This is a genomic window from Frankia sp. CoBUL1 (genome assembly GCF_978021245.1).
On sequence record NZ_CDXDOS010000274.1, the window covers coordinates 1 to 4,259 of the forward strand.

General features: G+C 69.5%; 5 protein-coding genes. 4 read left to right on the top strand and 1 reads right to left on the bottom strand.

Annotated elements, in window-relative coordinates; genetic code table 11:
* Positions 1-400: 400 nt before the first annotated feature.
* Positions 401-577, top strand: a complete 177-nt coding sequence (locus tag AC08OX_RS15410) for a hypothetical protein (RefSeq protein ID WP_157493378.1) — start codon at positions 401-403, stop codon at positions 575-577.
* A gap of 90 nt (positions 578-667) precedes the next feature.
* On the opposite strand, the gene AC08OX_RS15415 is transcribed toward AC08OX_RS15410, so the two are convergent.
* Positions 668-1,387 carry an SDR family oxidoreductase gene (locus AC08OX_RS15415; RefSeq protein ID WP_476608449.1) on the bottom strand — a complete coding sequence of 240 codons (720 nt, stop codon included), beginning with the start codon at positions 1,385-1,387 and terminating at the stop codon, positions 668-670.
* Between the two features lie 57 nt (positions 1,388-1,444).
* Between AC08OX_RS15415 and AC08OX_RS15420 the strand changes: the two genes are divergently transcribed.
* The 3 genes from AC08OX_RS15420 to AC08OX_RS15430 all read left to right on the top strand — a co-directional run.
* Positions 1,445-2,074, top strand: coding sequence for a TetR/AcrR family transcriptional regulator (locus tag AC08OX_RS15420; RefSeq protein ID WP_476608450.1), 630 nt, complete (start codon positions 1,445-1,447; stop codon positions 2,072-2,074).
* 138 nt (positions 2,075-2,212) lie between these two features.
* Positions 2,213-2,647: a helix-turn-helix domain-containing protein gene (locus AC08OX_RS15425; protein WP_476608451.1), complete on the top strand. Its 435-nt coding sequence runs from the start codon at positions 2,213-2,215 to the stop codon at positions 2,645-2,647.
* A 121-nt stretch (positions 2,648-2,768) separates the two neighbouring features.
* On the top strand, positions 2,769-4,259 hold a 1,491-nt coding region (locus AC08OX_RS15430), incomplete at its 3' end, for an excinuclease ABC subunit UvrA (RefSeq protein ID WP_476608452.1).

A 4,259-nucleotide genomic window follows, 5' to 3' on the forward strand; every position in this document is an offset into this window, starting at 1 on the left:
CCCGGAGGGACCACAGGCCTCGGAAGAGTCTGACCCGCGTGCTCGAAGCAACAATCACCAGCGCCTGTCAGCGGTCCCCGCGCCATCCTGACTCCCGAGCTCGGGAAGGCATCACAGTGACACCGGCGTCCCGGACGGCCGCGGCCCAGATTTTCCCGCCACCACGGCGGCCAGCGCAGCGGCCCCGGTTCCTGACAAGAAACCCGCGGGCCGGCCGCGCCCCGGTCACCAGGCGAACCGATGCGTCCGGAACTACATCCACCGTTGCTCGGAGCGGCCCGCGTCGTGTCGAAGGCACAGATCGAGGGACTCGGGTACTCGCTCGATCCCGCCGATCACCTGATACCTCCCCTCACGGCGAGCCGCGCGGGTGCCACCGTGCCCAGCGACGGCGGGCCAGGTGCGGACCGCCGACCGGGCGAACGAGAACGTCGCGCGCATCGTCCTGCGGAGCGGTGACACGGCGGCCGGCGATCTTCCCGATGGCTGGTCGCGGGCCGTGCTGCGGGAGCTGGGCACCATCCAGGCCGGCCCGTCCAACCAGGTGGTCAAGCGGCTGCTGACCAACCACCGCTGACGGGATCGCGCTGGTGCTGCCCCGCGCCTGCTGGACGCGTTGCACGCGGGGCTGTCGGCAGAAGACGTCGCTGACGGGTTGGAAGGCTGGTCAGCCCATCGACACGAGACGGGCCCCGCCGTCGGTCTCGATGACTGTGCCGGTGAGGTTGGCGTTGGTGGCTGCGACGACGGTGACCTCGGCGATGTCGTCCGCGGTCGCGATCCGCTGGGTGGGGAGCGCCTGGGCGGCTTGGGCGAAGTATGCCTTCCGGGCCTCGTCGGGTATGCCACTCCACCAGGGGGTGTCGACCAGGCCGGGGGAGACGCCGTTGACCCGGATCGGCGCGAGTTCCACAGCAAGCGGCTTGACCAGGGCCTCGACGGCGCCGTTGAGGGCTGCGATGCCTGCGGTTCCTGGCATTCCGGCGCGGGCGGTGATCGCGCCGAGCAACGTGATGGAGCCGGTCGCTGTGAGGTGCGGCACAGCCGCCTGGATGGTGGTGAGGTGAGCCCAGAACTTCGCGTCGAAGGCTCGGCGGAGCATGTCGAAGTCCAGGTCAGCGACAGATCCCGAACCTTCGCTGCCACTGAGGCTGATGATCAGCCAGTCGATTCGGCCGATCGTCTCGATGACGGCGCTGATCTCGGCACGGTTGCCGCCGTCCGCCCGGTGGACGATCAGCTCCGGGTCGCTGGCCGCGACGTCATCGAGCCGCTGCTTGCCGCGGCCGACAACGTGGACCGTTGCGCCAAGGGCTTGCAGCCGCCGGGCGGTGGCCAACCCGATCCCAGACGTTCCGCCGACGACCAGCGCGCTGTGCTCGCTCACGTGATCTCCTAAATCGAACCGTTACGTCTCGTATCGGATTGACGATAGCATGACTCCGTGACCGACCACCCCATCCCGGTCCGACCCGGACGCAAGCGCAGCGAGGAGAGCCGGCTGGCCATCCTTGCCGCGGCGATCGAGCTCGTGGGAGAGGTTGGTTACGCAGGCTTGACGATCGAGGGCATCGCGGCCCGCTCCGGCGCGGGCAAACAGACGATCTACCGCTGGTGGCCGTCCAAGGCCGACGTGCTGCTTGACGCGCTGGCCACCAAGGCCGACCTGCACGTGCCCATCCCGGACGAGGGCAGTTACACCGCCGACCTGCGTGCCTTCCTCACGTCTAGCTTCCGGCTGGGCCGTGACCAGCGGGTAGCCGATGCACTGCGCGCCCTGATGGCCCACGCTCAGATCGACGAGGAGTTCCGGGGACGGTTCCGCTCCTCGTTCTTGCAGCGCCGCCGTGACGCGCTCGGGATCATCCTCGACCGGGCCCGGACCCGCGGCGAGCTGCCACCCGTCCCTTCCCCTGGCACCGCCGCTGACCTCGTCTTCGGCGTCATCTGGTACCGGATGCTTGCCACCAGCCAACCCGTTGACGAGAATCTGATCGACGAACTCGTAACCACGCTCACCGAACCACGACCCGCCGTCGGCACATCCACTCCAGCAGCGAGGAAGAGCACATGAGCGAATCCGTGACGCGGTACTGAACCTGCACGGTCCCATCGCCACCCAGGGCGCGGCGGAGTGGACCGTTCACCTGTCCGTTGCCCGGCCCGGCCCGGCCCGTCCACATGCTCGGCGCGATGTGGCACGATCTGGCAGGTGACGAGCAGACCCGTCGCGGCGCGGCGCCTGATCGACCTCGCGCGGCTGCGCCGCGTCCGCGACCGGATCGACCGGGAGTACGCGCGGCCGCTGGATGTCGAGGCGCTCGCCCGCGGCGCGCACATGTCGGCCGGGCATCTCAGCCGCGAGTTCCGGCTCGCCTACGGCGAGTCGCCGTACGCCTATCTGATGACGCGGCGCATCGAGCGCGCGATGGCGCTGCTGCGTCGTGGCGACCTGAGTGTCACCGAGGTCTGTTTCGCGGTCGGCTGCTCGTCGCTGGCCACCGCCGACCTCGACGGCACCTTCGCGCGGCTGCCGGCCAGCGGCGCCGAGGTCGTCCAGGAGCCGACCGAGCAGCCGTACGGCGTTCGCGACTGCGCCTCCCGCGATCCCGCGGGCAACCTGATCCGCATCAACGAGCTCCGCTGAGCCGTCCGGCGATCGCAGCATGACCGGCCCGACGGCACCTCCCGTGCACCAGGCACCTCCCGTGCACCAGGCAGATGGAGACACGATGAGCACGGCCATGAGCACGGCCATGAGCACGGCCATGAGCACGGCCACGAGGACGGACCCGCGGTCGCCGGCGCCGCACGTTGCCGACCGCAGCGATGTGATCCGCGTGCACGGCGCGCGCGAGAACAACCTCAGGGACGTCAGCATCGAGATCCCGAAGCGCCGGCTGACAGTGTTCACCGGCGTCTCCGGCTCGGGCAAGAGCTCGCTGGTGTTCGGCACGATCGCCGCCGAGTCGCAGCGGCTGATCAACGAGACGTACAGCGCCTTCGTGCAGGGCTTCATGCCGACGCTGGCGCGGCCCGAGGTCGACGTACTCGAAGGGCTGACAACCGCGATCATCGTTGACCAGCAGCGGATGGGAGCCGACGCCCGCTCCACGGTCGGCACCGCCACCGACGCGAACGCGATGCTGCGCATCCTGTTCAGCCGGCTCGGCGAGCCACACATCGGCTCGCCCAACGCGTTCTCCTTCAACGTTCCCTCGGTCCGAGCGGCCGGCGCGGTCACGGTCGAACGCGGTGCCGGTAAGACCAAGACCGTGAAACAGACCTACACCCGCGCCGGCGGCATGTGCCCGCGCTGCGAAGGCCGGGGCACGGTCTCCGAGATCGACCTCACCCAGCTTTTCGACGACTCCAAGTCGCTCGCCGAGGGCGCGATCACCATTCCCGGCTACAAGGTGGACGGCTGGTGGACGGTGGGGATCTTCATCGAGTCGGGCTTCCTCGACCCGAACAAGCCGATCCGCCAGTACACGAAGAAGGAACTCCGGGACTTCCTCTACAAGGAACCGACCAAGGTGAAGGTCAACGGTGTCAACCTCACCTACGAGGGGCTGGTCCCCAAGGTCCAGAAGTCGTTCCTCGCCAAGGACCCCGACGCGCTGCAGCCGCATATCCGGGCGTTCGTGGACCGGGCGGTCACCTTCACCGCCTGTCCCGACTGCGGCGGCACCCGGCTCAGCGAGGCGGCTCGGTCCTCCAGGATCAAAGGGATCAACATCGCCGACGCCTGCGCGACGCAGATCAGTGACCTGGCCGAATGGGTCCGCGGCCTCGACGAGCCGTCGGTCGCGCCGCTGCTCGCCACGCTGCGGCGGACCCTCGACTCGTTCGTGGAGATCGGGCTGGGCTACCTCTCGCTCGACCGGCCGTCGGGCACGCTGTCGGGCGGCGAGGCGCAGCGCGTCAAGATGATCCGCCACCTCGGCTCCTCCCTCACCGACGTCACCTACGTCTTCGACGAGCCCACCACGGGCCTGCACCCCCATGACATCCGGCGGATGAACGACCTACTGCTACGGCTGCGGGACAAGGGCAACACGGTGCTCGTCGTGGAGCACGAGCCGGAGACGATCGCGATCGCCGACCACGTCGTCGACCTCGGCCCCGGCGCCGGAACGGCGGGCGGCACCGTCTGCTTCGAGGGCACCGTCGAGGGGCTGCGGGCCAGCGGCACCCGCACCGGCCGCCATCTCGACGACCGGGCCGCCCTCAAGGAGGCGGTGCGGGTGCCGCTGGCC